The sequence below is a fragment of the Pseudomonas sp. fls2-241-R2A-110 genome (genome assembly GCF_030209165.1).
In the GTDB taxonomy this organism is placed as follows: Bacteria; Pseudomonadota; Gammaproteobacteria; order Pseudomonadales; family Pseudomonadaceae; genus Aquipseudomonas.
On record NZ_JARVSN010000010.1, the window covers coordinates 226430 to 249179 of the forward strand.

Genomic DNA, 22750 nt, shown 5'->3' on the forward strand with positions numbered 1-22750 from the left:
GTTTTTTGGGCTGACTTTCGAGTCAGTAACCCGGGCTTTTAGTGATCTATGACAGATGGTCGGCCAAGGGGCTGTTTATCTGCTTCATTGAGGTATACTGCGCGGCCTTCGGCCGGTTCGTCCGGCCATTTTTCGTACAATCAAGCCACGCATTTCTGCGTGGCTTGTTGTTTTTGACGCGCCTGCGGGCGCCCAGAGAGAAGAGGCACGACGATGAGTGCACTGGTTGGCGTGATCATGGGCTCCAAGTCCGATTGGTCCACCCTTAGCCACACCGCCGATATGCTGGAAAAGCTCGGCATTCCTTACGAGGTGAAAGTGGTCTCTGCCCACCGCACCCCGGACCTGCTGTTCCAGTACGCCGAAGAGGCCGAGGCGCGGGGCATCGAGGTGATCATCGCCGGTGCCGGTGGCGCGGCCCACTTGCCTGGCATGTGTGCGGCCAAGACCCACCTGCCAGTGCTGGGCGTCCCGGTGCAGTCGTCGATGCTTTCGGGCGTCGATTCACTGCTGTCTATCGTGCAGATGCCCGCTGGCATTCCGGTTGCGACCCTGGCCATCGGCAAGGCTGGCGCGATCAATGCCGCCCTGTTGTCGGCAAGCATCCTGGGCGCCAAGCACCCGCAGTTCCACGCGGTGCTGAAAACTTTCCGTGCTGAGCAGACAGACAGCGTCCTGGAAAATCCAGACCCACGCATCGCCTGAGGTTGTTGACGATGAAGATCGGTGTAATCGGTGGCGGCCAGTTGGGTCGCATGTTGGCGCTGGCGGGCACTCCGCTGGGCATGAACTTCGCTTTCCTGGACCCGGCGCCGGACGCTTGCGCAGCCGCATTGGGCGAACACCTGCGAGCCGATTACGGCGATCAGGATCACCTGCGTCAGCTGGCTGATGAAGTCGATCTGGTGACCTTTGAATTCGAAAGCGTCCCGGCTGAAACCGTGGCGTTCCTGTCGCAATTCGTCCCGGTCTACCCGAGTGCCGAAGCCCTGCGCATCGCTCGTGATCGCTGGTTCGAGAAAAGCATGTTCAAGGACCTGGGGATTCCAACCCCGGCGTTCGCCGACATTCAGTCGCAAGCCGACCTTGATGCCGCCGTGGCGTCCATCGGCTTGCCGGCGGTACTGAAAACCCGCACGCTGGGTTACGACGGCAAGGGCCAAAAGGTCCTGCGCAAACCGGAAGATGTCATTGGCACCTTTGCCGAGCTGGGCAGTGTTGCTTGCCTGCTGGAAGGCTTCGTGCCGTTTACCGGCGAAGTTTCTCTGATCGCGGTGCGCGCTCGCGATGGCGAAACGAAGTTTTACCCGTTGGTTCACAACACTCACGAAAACGGCATCCTCAAGCTGTCTGTGGCCAGCACCGACCACCCGCTGCAAGCGCTGGCTGAGGATTATTCCAGTCGCGTGCTCAAGCAATTGAATTACGTCGGCGTGATGGCGTTCGAGTTCTTTGAAGTCGACGGTGGCCTCAAGGCCAACGAAATCGCACCGCGTGTGCACAACTCCGGGCACTGGACTACCGAAGGCGCTGAATGCAGCCAGTTCGAAAACCACCTGCGGGCCATTGCCGGTCTGCCGCTGGGTTCGACGGCCAAGGTCGGCGAGAGCGCGATGCTCAACTTCATCGGCAAAGTGCCTGAGACGGAAAAAGTCCTGGCCATCGCCGATTGCCATCTGCATCACTACGGCAAGGCGTTCAAGGTCGGCCGCAAAGTCGGTCACGCCAACTTGCGTTGTGCAGACCGCGAGACGCTGGCGGCACAGATCCTCAAGGTCGAAGCGCTGATCGCCGAATAAATAGTTTCATGTGGCAGCGGCGGAACCATTCAGGGGCTACCGTTCTCTCATGGCAGGATGCGAAAGTCTGACTAGGCTTTTGCAAGGTGTCCAATCAGAGGGAAATGTCATGGGAATTATCGGAACCATCTTTATCGGCTTGATCGTCGGCCTGTTGGCCCGGTTCCTGAAACCGGGCGATGACAGCATGGGCTGGATCATGACCATCCTGCTCGGTATCGGCGGTTCGCTGGCGGCCACGTATGGCGGTCAGGCTCTGGGCATCTACCAGGCCGGTCAAGGCGCAGGCTTCATCGGTGCGCTGGTCGGTGCGGTGATATTGCTGGTGATCTACGGCTTGATCAGAAAGAACTGATTTAAGCGACAAAGCCCTCTCTGCGCGGCGCGCGGGGAGGGCTAGAATGCCCGGCGTTACAGTCCTTTCCTTACGAGCACTTCCATGCGCCGTCTTCTGTTGACTCTCCTCTTACTGGGCAGTGGCTTGGCCCACGCCGGCGAACTGCCGGAAACCGACTGGCTCGAACTGATGCCAAAGTCGGATCAGAAAGCCCTCGAGGCCATGCCCGAAATCGACCACAACTCTCCCGAAAGCAATGGCACCTTTACCCAAAAGGGTGGCATGAAGCAGAGCAAAGGCCTGCCGGCAGTGATGTATTCGACCAAAACCGTGCCTTCGATGAACGACAAGAACATCCGCATCGGCGGGTATCCGGTGCCGCTGGAGTCCGATGCCAAGGGCCGCAGTACTCTGTTCTTCCTCGTACCTTATCCGGGCGCTTGCATCCACGTGCCGCCACCGCCGCCTAACCAGTTGGTGCTGGTGCGATATCCGAAAGGGTTGAAGCTGAACGATATCTACACCCCGCTGTGGGTCACCGGCACGTTGAAGATCGAGAAGGTCAACAACGATCTGGCGGATGCGGCGTATGCGCTGGATGCGGCGAAGGTGCGGGTAGTCAAAGAGTCGGATCTGTAACAACGCCAGTGGGCCTGGCATAACAACTGTGGGAGCGAGCAAGCTCGCTCCCACATTGGTTTACGGTGTTAGAGCGATTTGCTGGCGATGGTCACGCCGAGGGTGTGGCTGGCACCTGGCGCCAGTGTCACCACGTCATCCATCACGTTCGCCGTCTCGATGCACAGCATGCGCTGCCAGCCATCGTCAGCCATGTCGCTGAACGCCGCGGCGCGATCAACCCACGGGTTCCAGATCACCGCCGAGCGCGATCCGCTGCTGGTCAGCTCTATGCGCCGCTCCCAGGCCGGATCAACGATGCTCAGTGTCGCCGGGACATTTTGATAGATGCGGTCGGTCTCGCCGCTAAACCGCAGATCGCCGCGCTGAGTGACGGTTTTCCAGTCGTCCAGCGTCTCGATGTAGCTCAAGCCATCCAGCCCTTCAACGTGCACGTTGCGCACATCGCTGACGGCGAAATAGCTGTGCAGCGCCTGACTGATGGTGACGTTGTCCGTGCCCTGATTGTGGCTGGTCAGGTTGATGTGCAGCTGTTCATCCAGGCGGATGCTCAGCTTCAAATCCACCTGATGTGGCCAACCCTCAAAGCCGCCTTCGGGATAGGGAAGGATGAATTCCACCTTCAGGCTTTCGCCCTCGGTTTCGATGCCGCCCAGTTCCCAATCCATCGCCCGCACAAAACCGTGGGCCGTCGGCGGTTCCTGGCTGACGCGCATGGCCTGGACGCTCGGCGGGTTGCGTGAAAAATTGCCGAACCACGGCCAGCACACCGGCACGCCGGCGCGGATGCTCTTGCCGGTCTTGAACACTGCCTCATCGTTGAGCCAGATCAGCGGCGGTTGGCCGGCCAATTGATAACTGAGGATGTGCGCGCCTTGCTGGGCGACCAGCAATTCGGCCTGCCCGTGGCGGATGCGCCAGCAGTTCAGTCCATCCAGTTTCACGGCTTCAACGTTGGGCGTGCTCATGGGGCAACTCTCGATCTTTAACAGGACTGCAATGGACCGCAAAACAGTCGCAGCGTTTAACGCGCTCGTGGTGGAACCGAGCGAGTGCGGCCGCTGCCGTCGATGGCGACGAACACGAATACAGCTTCAGTGACTTTACGCCACTCGCTGGACAGCGGATCGTCGCTCCACACTTCGACCATCATCTGAATCGAGCTGCGGCCGATTTCCAGGGCCTGTGTATAAAAGGAAAGCTGTGCGCCCACTGCGACAGGGACCAGGAACGCCATGCGATCGATCGCAACGGTCGCAACGCGTCCGCCAGCGACTTTGCTCGCCATTGCGGTGCCAGCCAAATCCATCTGCGCTACCAGCCAGCCGCCGAAAATATCGCCAAAGCCGTTGGTTTCGCGAGGGAGCGCGGTGATTTGCAGGGCAAGGTCGCCTTGCGGAATTGGATCTTCTTGTTCGAGCTCTATCATGCCGGGGGTGCCTCTGACCCGTGACTCTTCATAAGTACTTCAGGTGAATAGCCGTCTCCAGGAAAAACGATTCAACCCCGAACATACTCTGTTCGTCACGTTTTTCGTAAGGCGCCTAAAGGGAAACTCTGCGAAATCGGCTGACAGGTGCCAACGACGTTTTCGCACAGCAACCCCTTACAAGCAGGTCCAGGATTGCGAGTATATCGGTCGGTAGACTCCGAGACGACCGTCCGGTTCTCATTTTGACCGTCAAATACGCTCATCTATGTGCTTTTTCGAACAATTTGCTATCGTGCCGGACCTGCCCAAGCCTCCGCCAGCGTTGTTGGGGTTGCAGATCCGACTATAAGAGAAGCCCTTGCCATGACCACAGCGCCCTCGAGCATCGCGCAGCCAGCTCAACCCGCACGTCCGCTGACCCGCAACGACTACAAGACTTTGTCGCTGTCTGCCCTTGGTGGCGCGCTGGAGTTTTACGACTTCATTATCTTCGTGTTCTTCGCCACGGTGGTCGGCAAGCTGTTTTTCCCCGCCGACATGCCCGAGTGGCTGCGCCTGATGCAGACCTTCGGCATCTTCGCCGCCGGCTATCTCGCCCGCCCGCTGGGCGGCATCGTGATGGCGCACTTCGGCGACTTGCTGGGGCGCAAGAAGATGTTCACGTTGAGTATCTTCATGATGGCGGTGCCGACCCTGATCATGGGTTTGCTGCCGACGTATGCACAAATCGGCATGTGGGCTCCGATCCTGCTGTTGCTGATGCGGGTGATTCAGGGCGCGGCCATTGGTGGTGAAGTGCCGGGTGCATGGGTATTCGTTTCCGAACACGTACCGCAGCGGCACATCGGCTATGCCTGCGGCACGCTGACGAGCGGTCTGACCGCGGGCATCCTGCTGGGCTCGCTGGTCGCCACCGCGATCAACAGCATTTATACGTCGGTGGAAGTGTCGGATTACGCCTGGCGAATCCCGTTCCTGCTGGGCGGCGTATTCGGTTTGTTCTCGGTTTACCTGCGTCGCTGGCTCCACGAAACGCCAGTGTTCGCCGAGCTGCAGTTGCGCAAAGCGCTGGCCGAAGAAGTCCCGCTGCGTGCCGTATTGCGCGACCATCGCGGGGCGATCCTGATTTCCATGCTGCTGACCTGGCTGCTATCCGCCGGCATCATCGTGGTCATTCTGATGACGCCGACCGTGCTGCAAACCGTCTACCACTTCTCGCCGACCACCGCATTGCAGGCCAACAGCCTGGCGATCGTGTTTCTGAGCCTGGGCTGTGTCGCCTCTGGTGCCTTGGCTGACCGCTTTGGTGCCGGCCGTGTGTTCGTGTTTGGCAGTGCGGCGCTGTTAATCAGCTCGTGGACGTTCTATCACAGCCTGTTCAACCACCCGGACTGGCTGTTCCCGATGTATGCCTTGACCGGTTTGCTGGTCGGCACCATTGGTGCGGTGCCATACGTGATGGTCAAAGCCTTCCCGGCTGTGGTGCGTTTCAGCGGATTGTCGTTTTCCTACAACCTGGCCTACGCGATTTTCGGCGGCCTGACGCCGATGGTGGTGACGTTGCTGCTCAAGGAAAGCCCGATGGGGCCGGCGTATTACGTGGCGATCATTTGCGGTGTGGGGATTCTGGTGGGCGCCTATCTCTGGAAGAAGGGGCGTTAAGCCGATTTCTTTTGTCGAATTGCCCCTTGATCGTTCCCACGCTCTGCGTGGGAATGCATCCCGTGACGCTCCGCGTCACATCTAACAGCGGACGCAGAGCGTCCATGGCGGCATTCCCACGCAGAGCGTGGGAATGATCTGTCGCTGTATGCTGGCCTTTCATCCAATTGTCATATTTCAGCCATAGAGTGTTCACACGGCCTGCTAATACTTGGCCCCGACTTAACACACCCTATCTGCTAGGAGTAAGGCATGAAACTGAAGCGTTTGATGGCGGCAATGACTTTTGTCGCTGCTGGCGTTGCGACTGCCAACGCGTTCGCCGCTGTTGACCCGTCGATCCCGAGCTACACCAAGACCACTGGTGTGTCGGGCAACCTGTCCAGCGTCGGCTCCGATACCCTGGCCAACCTCATGACCCTGTGGGCTGAGAACTACAAAAAAGAATACCCGAACGTAAACATCCAGATTCAGGCCGCTGGCTCCGCCACTGCGCCACCTGCGTTGACTGAAGGCACCTCTAACCTGGGCCCGATGAGCCGCAAAATGAAGGACACCGAACTGGCTGCCTTCGAGCAGAAGTACGGCTACAAGCCAACCGCTATCCCGGTTGCCGTGGACGCCCTGGCCGTCTTCGTACACAAAGACAACCCGATCCAGCACCTGACCATGGAACAAGTCGACGCGATCTTCTCGTCCACTCGTCTGTGCGGCGCTAAAACCGAAGTCAAAACCTGGGGCGACCTGGGTGTGACCGGCGACCTGGCCAACAAGCCGGTTCAGCTGTTCGGTCGTAACTCGGTATCCGGCACCTATGGCTACTTCAAAGAAGAAGCCCTGTGCAAAGGCGACTACAAGCCAAACGTCAACGAACAACCAGGTTCGGCTTCGGTCGTGCAGTCGATCAGCTCCTCGCTGAACGGCATCGGTTACTCGGGCATCGGCTACAAAACCGCTAGCGTGAAAACCGTTGCTCTGTCGAAGAAAGGCAGCACCGAGTTCATCGAAGACAGCGAAGAAAATGCACTGAACGGCAAATACCCGCTGTCGCGCTTCCTCTACGTCTACGTCAACAAAGCCCCGAACAAGCCTCTGGCCCCGCTGGAAGCCGAGTTCGTGAAACTGGTTCTGTCCAAACAGGGCCAGGAAGTTGTAGTGAAAGACGGTTACATCCCGCTGCCAGCCAAGGTTGCTGCAAAAGCACTGGCTGACCTGGGTCTGGCGGAAGGCGGCGCTGAAGTCGCAAAAAAGTAACACCTTGAGTCCGGGTTAACCCGGACTCTTGTGGGAGCGAGGCTGCTCGCGATGGGGCCATCACCGGCACCGCAAAATTCGCGGACCAGCTCGCTCCCACACCCCAAATTTCCGATCCTCTGCCAGTTCCCGCTGGCGGCGGATTTGTTGCGTCACTGCACTGTCATCTTTCTGTCATACAGGATCGCTAGGGTGTGCGCATGAATGATCTGGCCAATTCCACCATGACTACGAATCCCCCCAAGCGAATTGACTTCAATACGCCTGAGCTGCAACGCAAGCGCCGCATCCGCGCGCTCAAGGATCGCCTGACCCGCTGGTATGTCCTCGTGGGCGGCCTCGCCGTTCTCGGTGCGATCACGCTGATCTTCTTTTTCCTCGCTTATGTTGTCGCGCCGCTGTTCCAGGGTGCCAGCCTGACCGCCAAAGACGCCATCACGCCCGCCTGGATGCAAGACGCCGGCAAGCCGTTGATGATCTCTCTGGAAGAGCAGAACCAGGTCGCCATGCGGGTTTCCGACAAGGGCCTGGCATTATTCTTCGACATCGACAGTGGCGCCGAACTCAAGCGCGTCGACCTGCCGATCCCGGTCGGCACCACGGTGACCTCCATCGCTGAAGACCAGCCAGGTCATCCATTGGTGGCGGTCGGCTTGTCCAACGGCCAGGCCCTGGTGTTCCGTCACACTTATAAAGTCAGCTATCCGGACGGCAAGAAGACCATCTCGCCAGCCATCGAATACCCGTACGGCGAAACCCCGATTGCGTTGAACGAGGCGGGTGGTGCCCTGGAGCACGTCAGCCTCAACGCCACCGATACGACGCTGATGCTGGTCGGTTCCACCGGTTCGCAACTCAATGTTTTGTCGCTGACCAGCGAAGAAAACATGATGACCGGCGAAGTCACCAACGAGCAGAAGCGTATCGATCTGCCGCAGATGACTGAGGCGGTGAAGAACATCTTCGTCGACCCGCGCCAGCAGTGGCTCTACGTGATCAATGGTCGCGCCCAAGCCGACGTATTCAGCCTGCGCGACAAGAGCCTCAATGGTCGCTACAAGCTGCTCGAAGATGGTGAGGCGCAAATCACTGCCAGTACTCAACTGGTGGGCGGTATCTCGTTGATTCTTGGCGACTCCAAAGGTGGCCTGGCCCAGTGGTTCATGGCCCGCGACCACGACGGCGAACTGCGTCTGAAGCAGATTCGTACCTTCCAGATGGGCACCACGCCAATCGTTGAAATCACCGCCGAAGAACGCCGCAAAGGCTTTATCGCCCTTGATGCGTCCGGCAAGCTCGGCGTGTTCCACAGCACCGCTCACCGCACCCTGTTGGTGGATCAGGTGGTCGATGGCCAAGGCGTCTTCGGTCTTTCGCCACGGGCCAACCGTGTGATTGTGGAGGCGGGCGGCAAGATTCAACCGCTGTTGCTCGACAACCCGCACCCGGAAGTGTCCTGGAGTGCGTTGTGGAGCAAAGTCTGGTACGAAAACTACGACGAGCCTAAATACGTCTGGCAGTCGACCGCCGCCAACACCGACTTCGAACCCAAGCTGAGCCTGTCGCCGCTGACTTTCGGTACGCTCAAAGCCGCGTTCTACGCGATGCTGCTGGCCGCGCCCCTGGCTGTTGCTGCGGCGATCTACACCGCTTACTTCATGGCTCCGGGCATGCGCCGCAAGGTCAAGCCGGTGATCGAGCTGATGGAAGCAATGCCGACGGTGATCCTCGGTTTCTTCGCCGGTCTGTTCCTCGCGCCGTATGTAGAAGGGCATTTGCCGGGCATCTTCAGCCTGCTGATGCTCGTGCCGATCGGCATTCTGGTGGCCGGTTTCATCTTCAGCCGCTTGCCTGAATCCATCCGCCTGAAGGTGCCGGATGGCTGGGAAAGCGCGATCCTGATCCCGGTGATTCTGTTCGTGGGCTGGCTCTCGCTGTACATGAGCCCGTACATGGAAACCTGGTTCTTCGGCGGCGACATGCGCATGTGGATCTCCCACGACCTGGGCATCACCTACGACCAGCGCAACGCTTTGGTAGTGGGTCTGGCCATGGGCTTCGCGGTGATCCCGAATATTTACTCCATCGCCGAAGACGCCGTGTTCAGCGTGCCGCGTGGCCTGACGCTGGGCTCCCTGGCTCTCGGTGCCACGCCGTGGCAGACCATGACTCGTGTGGTGATCCTCACCGCCAGCCCGGGGATCTTCTCGGCACTGATGATCGGCATGGGCCGTGCGGTCGGGGAAACCATGATCGTGCTGATGGCCACCGGCAACACCCCGGTCATGGAAATGAACCTGTTCGAAGGCCTGCGCACCCTGGCGGCCAACGTTGCGGTGGAAATGCCGGAGTCGGAAGTCGGCGGCAGCCATTACCGCGTGCTGTTCCTCTCGGCGCTGGTGCTGCTGTTGTTTACCTTCGTCATGAACACCCTCGCGGAACTGATTCGTCAGCGTCTGCGCAAGAAATACTCGTCGCTTTAAGAAAGGTAGAAGTCTGTGAAACAGAACTCCCTGAAAGGATGGTTCAAGAGCGGCGCCCCCGGCGTCTGGATCAGCGGTGGCGCGGTGTCCATCGCGGTCATCATGACCATTGGCTTGCTGGCAGTGATTGCCGTGCGCGGTCTGGGCCACTTCTGGCCGGCAGACCTGTTGCACGCCGATTACAACGTGCCGGGCCAAGCCAATCACCTGGTGATCGGCGAAGTGGTGCAGAAGGAAGAAGTGCCACGCGAGCGCCTGAAAACCGCTGGCCTGCCGGTGCCCGATCAGGGCCCCGAGTTCATGACCCGCGAGCTGATCAAAGTCGGTAACCGTGACCTGAACGGCAACGACTTCACCTGGATCGTCGGCGAGTGGTTGACCAACCAGAAGACGCCACCCGAGCTGATGACCATCGAGCGTCGCGAGTGGGGCAACTTCTACGGCTACCTGGTCAACGTCAAACAGGACGGCAAGGTCATCGCAGAAGGCGAAGCCGCATGGCCTGAGTTGCAAGCCCGTGTCGATCGCGTGAACAAGCTGGCCGCACAGCTCAAGAGCCTGGAAAAAACCGACATCGGCGCAATCAACGCCGGTCTGGAGCGGGTCCGCCTGCACGGTCGCAAACTCGAACTGGCCGGCCGGCTCGACGCCACGGCGCAAGCAGACATGGAGTCCGAGCGCGCCGAGCTGAATGCTCGTTATCAAGACATCGAAGCACGCCTGAACGACCTGCATGCCCAGTTCAACCGCGACAGCCTCACGGCCCGCGATGCGAACGGCAAAGAGATCGAGATCGGCATCGGCAAAGTGGTTCACGCCTACCAGCCGAACGCCATGAGCACCTTCACCAAGGTCGGCTTCTACTTCAGCAAGGTCTGGGAGTTCCTCAGCGACGATCCGCGTGAAGCGAACACCGAAGGCGGGATCTTCCCGGCGATTTTCGGCACCGTGATGATGACCTTGATCATGGCGATGATCGTGACCCCGTTCGGCGTGCTGGCGGCGGTTTACCTGCGTGAATACGCCAAGCAGAACGTGCTGACCCGGATCATCCGTATCGCGGTGAACAACCTGGCGGGCGTTCCGGCCATTGTTTACGGCGTGTTCGGCCTGGGCTTCTTCGTCTATGTACTGGGCGGCTCGGTTGACCGTATGTTCTTCCCTGAAGCCTTGCCGGCACCGACCTTTGGTACACCGGGCCTGCTCTGGGCGTCCTTGACCCTGGCGTTGCTGGCGGTGCCGGTGGTGATTGTGGCGACCGAAGAAGGTCTGGCGCGAATTCCTCGTACCGTGCGCGAAGGCTCGTTGGCCCTCGGCGCGACCAAGGCTGAAACCTTGTGGAAGATCGTGCTGCCGATGGCCAGCCCGGCGATGATGACCGGCATGATCCTCGCCGTGGCGCGTGCCGCGGGTGAAGTGGCACCGCTGATGCTGGTGGGTGTAGTGAAGCTGGCGCCGTCGCTGCCGCTGGACGGCAACTACCCGTACCTGCACCTGGACCAGAAGATCATGCACTTGGGCTTCCATATCTATGACGTCGGCTTCCAGAGCCCGAACGTCGAAGCTGCGCGACCGCTGGTGTACGCCACGGCGCTGCTGCTGGTGCTGGTGATCGCCACGCTTAACTTGTCGGCCGTCTACATCCGTAACCACCTGCGCGAGAAGTACAAAGCGCTGGATAGCTGATTTGCAGCACTGATTTCTATGTGGGAGCGAGCTTGCTCGCGATGGCATCACCGCGGTTTCACAGAGACACCGCGTTGGTTGAGCGCGACCCCTGCTGATCGCCAGCAGGCTGGCTCCCACAAAACCGAACCGAATTTGTTAGCACAGGGAGCCTCCCATGCAGCACGAAACACATACCCACGGCATCAACATGTCTGCCCTGGGCCGCGACAAACAGAGCCTGAGCCTTGAACAGGAAACCGTGGCCATTGAAGTGCCGGGCCTGAGCCTGTTCTATGGCGACAAGCAAGCGCTGTACGACGTCAGCATGAACATCCCGAAGCAGCGTGTGACCGCCTTCATCGGCCCGTCCGGCTGCGGTAAATCTACGCTGCTGCGTACTTTCAACCGCATGAACGACCTGGTCGACGGCTGCCGTGTCGAAGGCGCGATCAACCTCTACGGCAACAACATCTACCGCAAGGGCGAGGACGTGGCTGAACTGCGTCGTCGCGTCGGCATGGTGTTCCAGAAGCCGAACCCGTTTCCGAAAACCATCTACGAAAACGTGGTGTATGGCCTGCGCATCCAGGGCATCAACAAGAAGCGCATTCTCGACGAAGCCGTCGAGTGGGCGTTGAAAGGCGCTGCATTGTGGGACGAGGTCAAAGACCGTCTGCACGAGTCGGCGCTGGGCCTGTCCGGTGGTCAGCAGCAACGTCTGGTGATCGCCCGCACCATCGCCGTGGAGCCAGAAGTGCTGCTGCTCGACGAACCGTGCTCGGCACTCGACCCGATCTCCACACTGAAAGTCGAAGAGCTGATCTACGAATTGAAATCGAAGTTCACCATCGTCATCGTGACCCACAACATGCAACAGGCCGCTCGGGTGTCCGACTACACGGCGTTCATGTACATGGGCAAGCTGGTGGAATTCGGCGACACCGACACCCTGTTCACCAATCCGGCGAAGAAGCAGACCGAAGACTACATCACCGGTCGCTACGGCTAGGAAGCTGTTGTTGTTCACTGAACTGACGCTGCGGTCCACCGCACCTTACCGGACGCTCCAAGGACGCCAACATGATTAGCAAAGAAGGCCTTACCCATCACATCTCCGCGCAGTTCAACGCCGAGCTTGAGGAAGTGCGCAGCCACCTCCTGGCCATGGGCGGGCTGGTGGAAAAGCAAGTCAACGACGCGGTGACCGCGCTGATCGAGGCCGACTCGGGCCTGGCGCAACAAGTGCGTGATATCGATGACCAGATCAACCAGATGGAACGCAACATCGACGAAGAATGCCTGCGCATTCTGGCCCGTCGACAGCCTGCGGCGTCTGACTTGCGCCTGATCATCAGCATCTCCAAATCGGTAATCGACCTGGAGCGTATCGGTGACGAAGCGACCAAGATCGCCCGCCGCGCCATCCAGTTGTGCGAAGAAGGCGAAGCGCCGCGCGGTTACGTCGAGGTGCGCCACATCGGCGACCAGGTGCGCAATATGGTGCGCGACGCGCTGGACGCCTTTGCCCGTTTCGACGCTGACCTGGCGTTGTCGGTGGCTCAGTACGACAAAATCATCGACCGCGAATACAAGACCGCGCTGCGCGAGCTCGCCACTTACATGATGGAAGACCCGCGCTCTATCTCGCGGGTCTTGAGCATTATCTGGGTGCTGCGTTCGCTGGAACGCATCGGCGACCACGCGCGCAACATCTCGGAATTGGTGATTTACCTGGTGCGCGGCACCGACGTGCGTCACCTGGGGCTCAAGCGCATGAAAGAAGAAGTTGAAGGCACAAGTGGCGAAACCGCTAATGTTCCGGGCAAAGCTGACGATAAGTAAGACTGCCCAAGAAAAACGCCCGGTCCTTTGGCCGGGCGTTTTTGTGTGGGGTTGACGACTTTAAACGCAGCACCCGCGAACGAAAAGTCCCGGCGTGACTGAAGGTTTTTGGCAATGTGCCATCAGTAAGACGGTATGCTTGCCGGGATTTTTTCGAGGGGTGGTGGATGAGCAAGATCAGTGTGTTGGTGGTGGACGATGCGGCATTCATTCGTGACCTGGTAAAGAAGTGCCTGCGTAACTACTTCCCCGGTATCCGGACCGAAGATGCCATCAACGGCAAAAAGGCCCAGGCCCTGCTGACCAAGGAAGCGTTCGACCTGGTCCTGTGCGACTGGGAAATGCCGGAAATGTCCGGCCTGGAACTGCTGACCTGGTGCCGCGAGCAGGACAACCTCAAGACCATGCCTTTCGTGATGGTGACCAGCCGTGGCGACAAGGAGAACGTGGTTCAGGCGATTCAGGCCGGCGTCTCCGGGTACGTCAGCAAGCCGTTCACCAACGAGCAACTGCTGACCAAGGTCAAGCAGGCGCTGAACAAGGTCGGCAAGCTGGACGCCTTGATGAGCGGCGCACCGACCAAAATGAACTCGGCGTTCGGCAACGATTCCCTGAGCGCGTTGACTGGCGGCAAGGCTGCGGTGGTCGCGCCTGCGGCGGCACCGGCCAACCCGTTCGCCAAACCTGCCTCCGTCGCGCCTGCCCCGGCGGCTGCTGCATCCCGTGGCCTGCTCAATAGCCCGCCGATCAAGCCTGCAGCGTCCTCGACAGCGCCAGCTGGCGGTCGTGGCCAGGGTCAGTTGCGCCTGCCGAACGGCATTCAACAGTGCGTGATCAAGGCCTTGAGTCTCAAGGAAGCACTGCTGGTGGTGAAGCGCACCGATACCCTGCCGCAAGTGCTCGACAGCGCCGTGCTCGACCTTGAGCAGGGCGATAACGCCGAAACTGCCCGCCTGAACGGCTACCTGCACGCCATCGTTGCCCACGAGCAGAAACCCGACAGCGAATGGCTGCAGCTGACCTTCCGCTTCGTCGACCAGGATGCGCAGAAGCTCGATTACATCTCACGCTTGATAGCACGTGGTACGGCACAGAAGCATTTCGTACCGGGCGCGTAACGCGTACCACTGATCGTTCCCACGCTCTGCGTGGGAATGCCTCCCGGGACGCTCCGCGTCCGCTTCGGTGGGACGCGGAGCGTCCCTTGCTGCATTCCCACGCAGAGCGTGGGAACGATCATTTGAAACATCTGCCGACTCCCCGGGTCCATTGCAGCTGCTAGGCTCCTCCCCAGGCCTTACTCGACAGACTCTTTGCCCATGCTTGCGCGCCTGCTGTTTTTCTGTGGTCTTTTCATGGCCTCCACCTCGGCTGTGGCCATGACGATCTACAAGTCCAAAGACGCCAATGGCGTGGTCTCTTACAGCGACCGCCCCAGCAAGGGCTCCCAGGTGTTCGTTTTTCGTGATCGCATGGACGAGCACCTCGAGCGCCAGGTTTATCTGGACATCAAAAAGCAGAAGGGCGCGGACAGCGTGTTCGTGCGCAATGATCTCTATGCTCCCGTCGAAATCGAGTTGAGTTTCGCCGGGCTGAGTAATGTCAGTGGCGCACCGAGCCGGCCGATCCGTCGGGTGATGCCGGCCCGCAGCAACATTCGTCTGGCGCTGCTCACGGCGACGCAGTCTGGAAGACCGCTGGCGTACACCCCAAGGTTCGAATACTCCCTGGGCGACCCCTCAGGTGCCGCCATGGCCTATCGATACCCGTTGCCCTGGCGCGGCGGACCGTTTCGCCTGAGCCAGGGTGCCAACGGCCAATACAGCCATTTCGGCGCCAAGAACCGTTACGCCATGGACATTGCCATGCCCGAAGGCACCCCGATCATTGCGGCACGGGGGGGAGTGGTGGTGAAAACCGAGAATGCCCAGACTGGACGCGGCTCTGATCCATCGGGCAACTTCGTGCGAGTTCTGCACGATGACGGAACCATGGGCGTGTACCTGCACCTCAAGCAAGGTTCGGTCAGCGTTCGCGAAGGGCAGCGAGTATCGGTGGGCAGTGCGCTGGCACTGTCGGGCAATACCGGCAACAGCAGCGGGCCGCACCTGCATTTTGTGGTGCAGCGCAATACGGGGCTGGGGTTGGTGTCGATTCCGTACCAGTTCAATCAACCGGTCGGGTCGTTGCCCAACTTTGCGTTGGGCAAGCAATGATGGGTTGCCAGTCCTGACGCCATCGCGGGCAAGCCCGCTCCCACAGGGTTTACGTCGTCCTTGTGGGAGCGGGCTTGCCCGCGATGGGATCGACCCGGCTTCGGATCAGCCTATCAATCGAGCATCAACACCTTGGCCAGAATGATCTTCGGCCCTTTCATCTTCTTGATGATGATCCGCAAACCTTCGACTTCCAGCACCTCTTCCTCTTCCGGCACCCGCTTCAGGGTTTCGTAGACCAGCCCGGCGAGGGTTTCGGCTTCGACGTGGTCCAGGTCGATGCCCAGCAGGCGTTCAACCTTGAACAAGGGCGTGTCGCCGCGTACCAGCAATTTACCGGGCTGGTAGGCGAGGATCCCGCGTTCCGCCTTGCGATGTTCGTCCTGAATATCGCCGACCAGGACTTCCAGCACGTCCTCCATGGTCAGGTAGCCAATGATGTTGCCATCGGCCTCTTCGACCAGCGCGAAGTGCGAGCCGCCCTTGCGGAACTGCTCAAGCAGCTGCGACAGCGGCATGTGTCGGGATACGCGTTCCAGCGGGCGGGTCAGCTCGGCAAGGTTGAACGATTCGGGAATGTGGTCCAGGGCGGCCAGTTCCAGCAGCAGGTCCTTGATGTGCAGCAGGCCGACGAACTCCTGACGGTCGCTGTCGTACACCGGATAACGGCTGAATTTATGGCGACGGAACATCGCCAGGATTTCCTTGAGCGGTGCGTTGAATTCCAGCGTCACCAGGTCTTCCCGGGAGTTGGCCCAGTCGACCACTTCCAGCTCGCCCATTTCCACGGCGGACGCCAACACACGCATGCCTTGGTCGCTCGGGTCCTGGCCACGGCTGGAGTGCAGGATCAGTTTCAGTTCTTCACGGCTGTAATGGTGCTCGTGATGGGGGCCGGGCTCACCTTGGCCAGCGATCCGCAGGATCGTGTTGGCGCTTGCGTTGAGCAGGTAAATCGCCGGGTACATGGCCCAGTAGAACAGGTACAGCGGCACGGCAGTCCACAGCGACAGCAACTCGGGTTTGCGGATGGCCCAGGATTTCGGTGCCAGTTCGCCGACCACGATGTGCAGGTACGAGATGACAAAGAACGCCGCAAAGAACGACACGCCTTTGACCACTTCGGCCGACTGCACGCCGACGGCTTCAAGCAGCGGTTCCAGAATGTGTGCGAACGCGGGCTCACCGACCCAGCCAAGTCCCAGCGAGGCGAGGGTAATACCCAGCTGGCACGCCGACAGGTAGGCATCGAGCTGACTGTGAACGGTGCGCAGGATGTGTCCGCGCCAGCCGTTTTTCTCAGCGATGGCCTCGACCCGGGTCGAGCGCAATTTGACCATGGCAAATTCCGCCGCAACGAAAAATCCGTTGAGCAAAACCAGGATCAGAGCAAAAAGAATCATGCCGAAGTCGGCGAAGAGTGTCGCGAGGGTCAAGCCAGGGGAAGGGTCCATGATGGAGTTTTGCGGTTTCCGTGTATTCGAAAGGAAAGAAAAAAGTGCACCTGAAAGGCAGGCACAAGTCAGCCAATGTAGCGGCTGACCGGGCGATTGCCTAGGGGGGAGTGCTGGCCGGTATCAGTCGGCGGCGCTGACGACCCGGGATTTGGTGACCTGGGCCGGTGCAAAATGGCAGGTAAACGTGCTGCCATGCCCCGGCACGCTGCTGATTTCCATCCGCGCGCGATGTCTTAACAATACGTGTTTGACGATCGCCAGGCCGAGACCGGTGCCACCGGTATTGGAGTTGCGACTGGAATCGACGCGGTAAAAGCGTTCAGTCAGACGTGGCAGGTGTTTGCTGTCGATACCGATCCCCGAATCCTGGACGCTCAGGTGCGCACCTTGTTCGTCACCCCACCAGCGAATGCGGATGTTGCCTTCGGCTGGCGTGTATTTCACCGCGTTGAACACCAGATTGGAAAACGCGCTGCGCAACTCGGCCTCGCTGCCCTTGAGCAGAATCGTCGGATCGGCTTCCAGGGTGATGCGCTGGTTTTTCTGGCCTGACAACTGCTGGGCATCGCCCTTGATCGATTGCAGCAAGCCTTCGATGGCCACGGGCTGGTTGTCCGAGGGGTAATCGGTGGCTTCCAGTTTGGCCAGTAGCAGCAAGTCGTTGAGCAAGGTTTGCATGCGTCCCCCTTGCTGCTGCATTTGCTGCAGGGCACGGGTCCAGCGCGGGTTCACTTCCTCGACATTGTCGAGCAAGGTTTCCAGGTAGCCGCAGATGACCGTCAGTGGCGTGCGCAGCTCGTGGGAGACGTTGGCGATGAAGTCTTTGCGCATCTGTTCCAGCTGATGGATGCGCGTCACGTCGCGCACCAGCATCAAGTGCTCGTTGTTGCCGTAGCGGGTGATGTACAACTGAATGCGCAGGCGATCGTTGATCGGTGAAGGGATTTCCAGCGGCTCTGCGTAGGTGTCCTGCTCGAAATATTCCTTGAAGCGTGGATGGCGCACCAGGTTGGTGACCGGCTGGCCACTGTCTTGTGGTGTCTTGAGGCCGAGCAGGGTTTCGGCGGCGCGGTTCCACCATTCCAGGTTGCCGTCGCTGTCGAGCATGATTACCGCGTCTTTCAGCGCGGCCGTGGATTCCTGGACGCGGTCGATCACCGCTTGCAGACGCCCGCGTACCCGTTGGTCACGGCGTTGCAGGTGGTAGATGCTGTCGAACACTTCGCCCCACAACCCATAACCGTCGGGCGGTGCCTCATCGGGTTTGTGCAGGCGCAGCCATTCGTGCAACCGCAGCAGTTGCTTGAGGGTCCAGCCCAGGTAAATGCCTAATCCTGCCGCCAGGCTCCAGCCGTAGTAGCCGGTCATCAAGCCGATGACCAGGCAGCCGGTGACCAGCAACAGCATGTGACGGATCAGGGTGCCATGCCAGTTTTGGTTCACGAAAACATGCGTCCTTGTCAGCTTGTCGGGCGGGAAAGAACCGGGTCAGGCTTTGGTGGAAAAGCGATAACCGGTGCCGCGCACGGTTTGTACCAGATTTTCGTAGGCATCGCCGAGGGCTTTGCGCAGGCGACGGATGTGCACGTCGACGGTGCGTTCTTCGACGTAGACGTTGCCGCCCCAGACCTGATCCAGTAACTGGCCACGGGTGTAGGCGCGTTCCTGGTGAGTCATGAAAAATTGCAGCAAACGGTATTCGGTCGGGCCCATCTCGGCGGGTTTGCCGTCGATGGTCACGCGGTGGCTGATCGGGTCCAGCAGCAGGCCACCGACTTCGATCGGTGTTTCGCCATCAGTCGGGCCGGCGCGGCGCAGTACGGCTTTGAGGCGCGCAACCAGCTCACGTGGGGAAAAAGGTTTGGTGATGTAGTCATCGGCACCGACTTCCAGGCCCTGAATCTTGTTGTCCTCTTCGCCCTTGGCCGTGAGCATGATGATCGGGATGTCCCCGGTCAGCTCATCGCGCTTGAGGCGGCGGGCCAGTTCGATACCGGACGTGCCCGGCAGCATCCAGTCGAGCAGGATCAAGTCCGGCTTGCGGTCGACGATGATGGCATGGGCCTGCTGCGAGTTTTCCGCCTCCAGGCAGTCATAGCCGGCCATTTCCAACGCAACGGCGATCATTTCGCGAATGGGCGCTTCGTCGTCGACGATCAGAATGCTCCTGCCAACCATGCCTTTAATCCTCTTGTCATTTAACTGTCTTGCGCCGCATTAGATAACGGAATTATTGCAGTCGTGTGACAACAATTTAGCAGCCCGGCGATTGTCATGATCCTGAACTAAGCTCTAAGTCCGAATCCTGACAACCACAAAAGGAAGGTTTCCATGACTCAATACGCGTTTTCCCTTAAGGCTCTGATGTTGGCCGCTGCCCTTGCTTTACCAACAATGGCCTTCGCTGCCGAACCCGCCATGATGAAAGACGGGATGATGGTGGACCACAAAGGCATGACCGTTTATACGTTCGACAAGGACGCTGGCGGCAAGTCAATGTGTAACGGCGATTGTGCTAAAAACTGGCCGCCAATGATGGCTCCGGCGGGTGCCAAGGCCGAGGGCAAATGGAGCGTCATTAAGCGTGATGACGGCACGATGCAATACGCTTACGACGGCAAGCCGCTGTACACCTTTATGAAGGACGAAAAGCCTGGAGAAATGAAAGGTGACGGCATGAAAGACGTTTGGCACGTGATGCGCGAGCATAAGTAAGTGATTCACTGAAACCGTAAAAAGATCGCAGCCTGCGGTAGCTCCTACAGGACGTAAATATCAGGAGATGTCACGGGCTGCGATCTTTGCGCTTCATTACCTCAGCGCAGCGCGTAATCCAGCACAATCCCGACAAAAATTGCCAACCCGGCCCAGTGGTTGTGCAAAAACGCCTTGAAACAACGCATCGGGTCCTTGCCTCGGGTGTACCAGAACTCCCAGGCAAAACAGCCCGCCGCCGTCAGCAAGCCCAGGTGGAACCAGCCACCGAGCTGGAATCTCGACCCGGCCAGCAACAAGCAACCCAGCGCCAACCCTTGCAACGTCAGGATGATCACCCGGTCCGCATCGCCAAACAAAATTGCGGTGGATTTGACCCCGATCTTCAGGTCATCGTCGCGGTCGGTCATGGCGTAATAAGTGTCATAGCCGACCGTCCACAACAGGTTGGCGATCCACAGCAACCACGCCGCAGCAGGCAGCTCACCGGTTTCGGCGGTGAACGCCATCGGCATGCCCCAGGAGAACGCCGCGCCCAACACAACTTGCGGGTAATAGGTGTAGCGCTTCATGAACGGGTAAGTGAAGGCCAGCGCCAGGCCTCCGAACGACAACCAGACCGTTGTCGCATTGGTGCACAGCACCAGCAGGAAGGCCACTCCCATCAGCAACGCGAAGAACACCAAGGCTTCTTTTGAGCTGATCTTGCCACTCACCAGAGGCCGCTGTTCGGTGCGTTTCACGTGGCCATCGACCTTGCGGTCCGCCCAATCGTTGATCACGCAGCCGCCGGCCCGGGTCAGCACCACGCCCAACACGAAAATCACGATGTTGGCCAAGGACGGCGAACCTTTGCCGGCAATCCACAGCGCCCACAACGTCGGCCACAGCAACAGATAGATGCCGATCGGCTTGTCCATGCGCGTCAGTTGAATGAAGTCCCAAGCCCGTGGATTCAAGCGATTCAGGGACTTGAGCAGGCTCTGATACATCAGCAATTCTCCGGATGGGTGCGGGTGGCGAGCCACAAGGTCGGCAAGAAAATCTCGGCTACCAGCACGCTCAAGGCGCCTCGATCGAAGCGCGAGCGGCGTCCCCAAAGCTCCGGTGCGCGGGCCTCCATCGGCAGCCATTCCTGAGGATAGTGGCAAACCTCGATAGCCCGACGCTGGAACGCTTGATCGCAAAACAGCAATTCACCCAGCGAGCGACTGCCCAATTCGTCCATGTGCAAGCCATCGCCCTGCAGCGCACTGCGCGCTGCCACGCTGCGGGCAAACACCCACGCTTCGCCGTGGCCACGCAAATACACCTCGCGCACCCAGCCTTCACTGCCTTCATCAAGCTCCAGCGCGGCACATTCGTCGGCGCGCAGCGGTTGCCAGCCTTCAAACAGCGGCGTGACACTGAAAGCATTATTCGACAAACGGATCAGCCGTCGGGTCAGCGAGCCTTCGTCAAACAACCAGTCGAGGGTAGACGTGTCGGGGAGGGGCGTCAGTTGGCTTTGGGGGAGCCATAGCGAGGTCGCGAAGGGGGATTTTGAGTGCGGCACAGTGAGTCATTATTGGCAGCAAATGAGGCGGCGAGCTTAACATGTCAGCCAGCGATTTTGATTGATCCGGGCCGCCGTTGCGCCGAACACGCTTGCATCTGTCGGGCCCGATCAGTACAAAACGCCCCTGAGCCGAACGGCAACGCTGAATCTATCGACCGTTTGCGCCGGCATCAAGCCTGAATCCTGAGGAAGTACCTGAATGAAAAAGTGGCAATGTGTGGTCTGCGGCCTGATTTATAACGAAGCCGAGGGCTGGCCGGACGACGGCATTGTGCCGGGCACCCCTTGGCAAGACGTGCCGGAAGACTGGCTGTGCCCGGACTGCGGCGTGGGCAAGATGGATTTCGAAATGATCGAAATCAACTAAGACATTTAGAGGAGTAAGGAATGAACGCACCTGTCGTGATCGTCGGCACCGGGCTGGCCGGCTACAACCTGGCCCGGGAGTTTCGCAAACTCGATGGCGAAACTCCGCTGCTGCTGATTACCGCCGATGACGGGCGCTCCTACTCCAAGCCGATGCTCTCCACCGGTTTCGGCAAAAACAAAGACGCTGATGGCCTGAGCATGGCCGAACCTGGCGCGATGGCTGAGCAACTGAAGGCCGAAGTGCGCACCCACACGCGCATCAGCGGTATCGACCCTGGCCACAAACGCTTGTGGATCGGCGAAGAATCGGTGATTTACCGCGACTTGATTCTGGCCTGGGGCGCGGAAACCGTGCGAGTGCCGATCGAAGGAGACGCCGCCGACGCCGTTTTCCCGATCAACGATCTGGAAGACTACGCACGCTTTCGCGCCGCAGCGGCCGGCAAACGTCGGGTGCTGTTGCTGGGGGCCGGGCTGATTGGTTGTGAATTCGCCAATGACTTGATCCTGGGCGGTTACGAGGTGCAACTGGTTGCACCGTGCGAGCAAGTCATGCCGACCTTGCTGCACCCGGCGGCGGCCGCAGCGGTCCAGGCCGGGTTGGAAAGCCTGGGTGCGCGCTTCCACCTTGGCCCCGTGCTCAATCGCTTGCAGCGCGTGGATGATGGCCTGGAGGCGCATTTGTCCGATGGTCAGGTGATTCCTTGCGATGTGGTGGTGTCGGCCATTGGCCTGCGTCCGCGTATCGACCTGGCGGCGGCAGCCGGTGTGCAGGTCAACCGTGGTGTGGTGGTCGACCGTCACCTGAAAACGTCTCACGCCAATATCTACGCCCTGGGCGATTGTGCCGAGGTCGATGGGCTGAATCTGCTGTACGTCATGCCCCTGATGAGCTGTGCGAGAGCGCTGGCGCAAACCCTCGCCGGAAACCCTACCGCTGTGACCTATGGCCCGATGCCGATCACGGTGAAAACACCCGTCTGCCCATTGGTGGTTTCCCCGCCACCACGGGGTATGGAGGGCGTCTGGACAGTCGAAGGGCAGGGCGCCGACGTCAAGGTTTTGTGCCGCGATATCGGCGGAAAACTGCTCGGTTATGCCCTGACAGGCGCGGCGGTGATGGAAAAACTGGCCCTGAACAAAGAGCTTCCGGCGCTGCTGGCGTAAATACCGGTCGTTCTGTCGGAATCACCCCTCTTTTGCCCCTACAAAGGTCGCGCCTAGACTGGCGCGGCTCTTCCGTGCGTGCCATTCTCACTCCCGTCTGCCGCAGAGTAGAGCACCTGCGGCGCTTTGGGCGCTGTTCCAACGAGAACAGC

The 22750-nt window shown here is 59.7% G+C and carries 22 protein-coding genes; 15 read left to right on the top strand and 7 right to left on the bottom strand.

Annotated elements, in window-relative coordinates; genetic code table 11:
- The first annotated feature begins 213 nt into the window (after nt 1-213).
- The 4 genes from purE to QRN31_RS09260 all read left to right on the top strand — a co-directional run bounded on the left by purE (nt 214) and on the right by QRN31_RS09260 (nt 2775).
- A complete protein-coding gene (gene purE / locus QRN31_RS09245) occupies nt 214-705 on the top strand; it encodes a 5-(carboxyamino)imidazole ribonucleotide mutase (protein ID WP_017341565.1) in 492 nt (163 codons plus the stop codon).
- 11 nt (nt 706-716) lie between these two features.
- A complete protein-coding gene (locus QRN31_RS09250; RefSeq protein ID WP_285431605.1) occupies nt 717-1799 on the top strand; it encodes a 5-(carboxyamino)imidazole ribonucleotide synthase in 1083 nt (360 codons plus the stop codon).
- 109 nt (nt 1800-1908) lie between these two features.
- Entirely contained in the window at nt 1909-2154 is a 246-nt protein-coding gene (locus QRN31_RS09255) for a GlsB/YeaQ/YmgE family stress response membrane protein (RefSeq protein WP_285431607.1), read from the top strand.
- 84 nt (nt 2155-2238) lie between these two features.
- Nucleotides 2239-2775 (top strand): DUF3299 domain-containing protein, encoded by a 537-nt coding sequence (locus QRN31_RS09260; RefSeq protein WP_285431608.1) that lies wholly within the window; start codon nt 2239-2241, stop codon nt 2773-2775.
- 68 nt (nt 2776-2843) lie between these two features.
- Here the strand turns inward: QRN31_RS09260 and QRN31_RS09265 are convergent, their stop codons facing one another.
- The gene (locus QRN31_RS09265) at nt 2844-3743 is read right to left on the bottom strand and encodes a D-hexose-6-phosphate mutarotase (RefSeq protein ID WP_285431610.1); all 900 of its coding nucleotides are present in this window, start codon (nt 3741-3743) and stop codon (nt 2844-2846) included.
- 56 nt (nt 3744-3799) lie between these two features.
- Nucleotides 3800-4204 carry an acyl-CoA thioesterase gene (locus QRN31_RS09270; RefSeq protein ID WP_007896491.1) on the bottom strand — a complete coding sequence of 135 codons (405 nt, stop codon included), beginning with the start codon at nt 4202-4204 and terminating at the stop codon, nt 3800-3802.
- A 366-nt stretch (nt 4205-4570) separates the two neighbouring features.
- Between QRN31_RS09270 and QRN31_RS09275 the strand changes: the two genes are divergently transcribed.
- The 8 genes from QRN31_RS09275 to QRN31_RS09310 all read left to right on the top strand — a co-directional run bounded on the left by QRN31_RS09275 (nt 4571) and on the right by QRN31_RS09310 (nt 15332).
- Entirely contained in the window at nt 4571-5869 is a 1299-nt protein-coding gene (locus tag QRN31_RS09275; protein WP_285431611.1) for an MFS transporter, read from the top strand.
- Nucleotides 5870-6121: 252 nt separating this feature from the next.
- A complete protein-coding gene (locus QRN31_RS09280) occupies nt 6122-7123 on the top strand; it encodes a phosphate ABC transporter substrate-binding protein PstS (protein ID WP_222589069.1) in 1002 nt (333 codons plus the stop codon).
- A 449-nt stretch (nt 7124-7572) separates the two neighbouring features.
- On the top strand, nt 7573-9606 hold the full coding sequence (locus tag QRN31_RS09285; protein WP_285431758.1) for an ABC transporter permease subunit: 2034 nt from the start codon (nt 7573-7575) through the stop codon (nt 9604-9606).
- A gap of 15 nt (nt 9607-9621) precedes the next feature.
- Nucleotides 9622-11292 (top strand): phosphate ABC transporter permease PstA, encoded by a 1671-nt coding sequence (pstA, locus tag QRN31_RS09290; protein ID WP_285431612.1) that lies wholly within the window; start codon nt 9622-9624, stop codon nt 11290-11292.
- A gap of 157 nt (nt 11293-11449) precedes the next feature.
- Nucleotides 11450-12283 carry a phosphate ABC transporter ATP-binding protein PstB gene (gene pstB, locus QRN31_RS09295; RefSeq protein ID WP_007942698.1) on the top strand — a complete coding sequence of 278 codons (834 nt, stop codon included), beginning with the start codon at nt 11450-11452 and terminating at the stop codon, nt 12281-12283.
- Between the two features lie 71 nt (nt 12284-12354).
- A complete protein-coding gene (gene phoU, locus QRN31_RS09300) occupies nt 12355-13116 on the top strand; it encodes a phosphate signaling complex protein PhoU (RefSeq protein ID WP_090177873.1) in 762 nt (253 codons plus the stop codon).
- Between the two features lie 167 nt (nt 13117-13283).
- Nucleotides 13284-14234 (top strand): response regulator, encoded by a 951-nt coding sequence (locus QRN31_RS09305; RefSeq protein WP_285431613.1) that lies wholly within the window; start codon nt 13284-13286, stop codon nt 14232-14234.
- Between the two features lie 201 nt (nt 14235-14435).
- On the top strand, nt 14436-15332 hold the full coding sequence (locus QRN31_RS09310; protein ID WP_285431614.1) for a peptidoglycan DD-metalloendopeptidase family protein: 897 nt from the start codon (nt 14436-14438) through the stop codon (nt 15330-15332).
- A 113-nt stretch (nt 15333-15445) separates the two neighbouring features.
- On the opposite strand, the gene QRN31_RS09315 is transcribed toward QRN31_RS09310, so the two are convergent.
- From QRN31_RS09315 to phoB, 3 genes are all read right to left on the bottom strand, one after another.
- Nucleotides 15446-16786, bottom strand: a complete 1341-nt coding sequence (locus tag QRN31_RS09315; RefSeq protein ID WP_285431616.1) for a hemolysin family protein — start codon at nt 16784-16786, stop codon at nt 15446-15448.
- A gap of 123 nt (nt 16787-16909) precedes the next feature.
- Nucleotides 16910-18196, bottom strand: coding sequence for a phosphate regulon sensor histidine kinase PhoR (phoR, locus tag QRN31_RS09320; protein WP_285431759.1), 1287 nt, complete (start codon nt 18194-18196; stop codon nt 16910-16912).
- A gap of 81 nt (nt 18197-18277) precedes the next feature.
- Nucleotides 18278-18967, bottom strand: coding sequence for a phosphate regulon transcriptional regulator PhoB (phoB, locus tag QRN31_RS09325; protein ID WP_008150066.1), 690 nt, complete (start codon nt 18965-18967; stop codon nt 18278-18280).
- Between the two features lie 153 nt (nt 18968-19120).
- Here phoB and QRN31_RS09330 point away from each other — a divergent pair, with 153 nt between their 5' ends.
- Nucleotides 19121-19504 (top strand): COG4315 family predicted lipoprotein, encoded by a 384-nt coding sequence (locus QRN31_RS09330; protein ID WP_285431617.1) that lies wholly within the window; start codon nt 19121-19123, stop codon nt 19502-19504.
- Nucleotides 19505-19605: 101 nt separating this feature from the next.
- Here the strand turns inward: QRN31_RS09330 and ubiA are convergent, their stop codons facing one another.
- Together ubiA and QRN31_RS09340 are read right to left on the bottom strand one after the other, a co-directional pair.
- Complete coding sequence (gene ubiA / locus QRN31_RS09335; RefSeq protein WP_285431618.1) at nt 19606-20496, bottom strand: 4-hydroxybenzoate octaprenyltransferase; 891 nt, start codon at nt 20494-20496, stop codon at nt 19606-19608.
- Nucleotides 20496-21059, bottom strand: a complete 564-nt coding sequence (locus tag QRN31_RS09340; RefSeq protein WP_285431620.1) for a chorismate--pyruvate lyase family protein — start codon at nt 21057-21059, stop codon at nt 20496-20498. Before QRN31_RS09340 ends, ubiA begins: the two co-directional genes overlap by 1 nt.
- A 202-nt stretch (nt 21060-21261) precedes the next feature.
- Here QRN31_RS09340 and QRN31_RS09345 point away from each other — a divergent pair, with 202 nt between their 5' ends.
- Both QRN31_RS09345 and QRN31_RS09350 read left to right on the top strand, forming a co-directional pair.
- A complete protein-coding gene (locus tag QRN31_RS09345) occupies nt 21262-21429 on the top strand; it encodes a rubredoxin (protein WP_285431621.1) in 168 nt (55 codons plus the stop codon).
- A gap of 20 nt (nt 21430-21449) precedes the next feature.
- The gene (locus QRN31_RS09350; protein ID WP_285431623.1) at nt 21450-22598 is read left to right on the top strand and encodes an NAD(P)/FAD-dependent oxidoreductase; all 1149 of its coding nucleotides are present in this window, start codon (nt 21450-21452) and stop codon (nt 22596-22598) included.
- The last annotated feature ends 152 nt before the right edge of the window (nt 22599-22750 follow it).